The organism is Paenibacillus sp. E194 (assembly GCF_000935845.1).
Lineage (GTDB): Bacteria > Bacillota > Bacilli > Paenibacillales > Paenibacillaceae > Paenibacillus_B > Paenibacillus_B alvei_B.
This window is the reverse complement of the sequence record NZ_JMDX01000446.1, coordinates 1-2,137: the sequence shown is the minus strand read 5'-3', so window position 1 is coordinate 2,137 and position 2,137 is coordinate 1. Positions and strand designations below refer to the sequence as shown.

The following is a 2,137-nucleotide window of genomic DNA, read 5'->3' as shown; positions in this document are numbered from 1 at the left end:
GTACCTACGATACTAACGGATGCTTCCCCGAGGCATTTCCAATCTCCTCTACCATATAACACCCAAGGATATTGAGGGATTTCCTTCAATAATAATGGGTAATGTTCATCAAGCGCCGTTATCCATTCAATGCCGCTGCGCTTCGTGAACTCAAGTCGCTGCTCGAGACGGTCGGAACGAAACTGTGCAGCTAGCTTGGCAGCCACATTCTGCTTCAATCCAGATTCCTGCCACTGTGAGGAAGGTCGATCCAACCAGCATGGCAGCCCCACTAGCCCTATTCTATCCATTAAATCACGAATAGTGTGCCATCCAATTCCTTCTGCTTCATGTAGTGCAAATAAAATTTGACGTTCAGTCCATCTGCTCATCGCATTCTTTCCCTTCATTAGAGAAGCGCGAATCCGCTTCCCTTATTTTGCTTGAGATATTAACAGATTGCAAGTGTCAACCCATTGTTTTTGAAATTCATAGAACTTTAATTTGCTAACAAAATAAAAAAAGCAACCTTTATACACGTTTCCGCGCAATAAAGGTTGCTTACCTTTTGAATATTAGGAATTCACAACATGCGTCGTGCAGGACTCAAGAATCCCTCGCTCTTCAAGTACAGCAACAAGCGTGCTGCCCATTTCCGAAGGAGTAGGCGCAACTCTTACACCACAAGCCTCCAGCGTAGCAATCTTCTCAGCAGCAGTTCCCTTGCCTCCTGAAATAATGGCGCCTGCGTGACCCATACGCTTGCCCGCAGGTGCTGTCGCTCCGCCGATGAAACCTACTACCGGCTTCTTCATGTTATCACGAATCCACTCTGCTGCTTCTTCTTCAGCTGTACCGCCGATTTCACCAATCATGATAACAGCATGTGTATCTGGATCTTCATTGAACAGGTGCAAGATATCAATGAATTCAGAGCCTTTGACCGGGTCACCGCCAATGCCAACTGCAGTAGATTGGCCGATGCCGCGCGTTGTTAATTGATGAACAGCCTCATATGTGAGCGTTCCACTTCGGGATACGACGCCTACATGACCTGGCGCATGAATATATCCCGGCATAATACCGATTTTGCATTGTCCTGGTGTGATGACACCTGGGCAGTTCGGACCGATAAGACGTGTGCGCTTGCCTTCCATGTAGCGCTTAACCTTGACCATATCCAATACAGGAATACCCTCTGTAATACAGATAACCAGATCTAGATCGGCATCTACTGCTTCCATAATCGCATCTGCTGCAAATGCTGGCGGCACATAAATAACACTCGCTGTTGCGTCTGTTGCATTCTTAGCTTCCACTACCGTATTGTAAACAGGAAGTGTAACCACTTCACCGTTATCAAGCGTAATGTCAACCGTAGTTCCGCCTTTGCCAGGGACAGCGCCTGCTACCATCTGTGAGCCATACTCAAGCCCGCCCTTTGTATGGAACATGCCTGTAGCACCCGTCATATTTTGTGTAATAATCTTGGTATGTTTATCAATTAAGATACTCATTGACTCTCATCCTCTCGTCCGTGAATTATTGAACCAAAGCGACAATTTTCTGCGCACCGTCTGCCATCGAATCGGCTGCAACAATGTTCAATCCGGATTCATTCAGAATGCGCTTGCCGATCTCCACGTTCGTACCTTCCAGACGGACGACGAGCGGCCGATCAAGACCAATTTGCTTCGCAGCTTCAACAACACCGTTTGCAATGACATCACAACGCATAATACCGCCGAAGATATTTACAAATATGCCTTTTACATTTTCATCCGACAAAATGATCTTGAATGCTTCTGTTACTTTCTCCGTTGTAGCGCCGCCCCCTACCATCTAGGAAGTTAGCCGGCTCTCCACCGTAATATTTAATGATATCCATCGTGGACATCGCAAGACCTGCACCGTTAACCATACAGCCGATGTTGCCGTCGAGGGCGATGTAGCTCAAATCGAACTTGGATGCTTCGATTTCCTTCTCGTCTTCTTCATCCAAATCGCGCAGTGCTTGAATGTCCTTATGGCGATACAGTGCATTGGAGTCAAAGTTTAGCTTCGCATCCAAAGCCATAACTTCGCCTTCACCTGTTATAACGAGTGGGTTGATTTCTGCAATCGAGCAATCCTTCTCAACGAATGCTTGGTACAGGGC

The 2,137-nt window shown here is 46.8% G+C and carries 2 protein-coding genes and 1 pseudogene; all 3 read right to left on the bottom strand.

Annotation, left to right across the window (positions count from 1 at the left end; translation table 11 throughout):
• A partial coding sequence (locus tag AZ66_RS28755) for a DNA-processing protein DprA (protein WP_197081796.1) occupies window positions 1–371 on the bottom strand: 371 nt, incomplete at its 3' end.
• A gap of 183 nt (window positions 372–554) precedes the next feature.
• Window positions 555–1,496 (bottom strand): succinate--CoA ligase subunit alpha, encoded by a 942-nt coding sequence (sucD, locus tag AZ66_RS28750; RefSeq protein ID WP_044358057.1) that lies wholly within the window; start codon window positions 1,494–1,496, stop codon window positions 555–557.
• Window positions 1,497–1,521: 25 nt separating this feature from the next.
• A pseudogene (locus AZ66_RS28745) lies at window positions 1,522–2,137 on the bottom strand (succinate--CoA ligase subunit beta); the annotation flags it as partial.

Bases quoted from the DNA above. Each gene is read 5' to 3' on its own strand.
- sucD (WP_044358057.1), bottom strand. From the start codon at position 1,496: ATGAGTATCTTAATTGATAAACATACCAAGATTATTACACAAAATATG.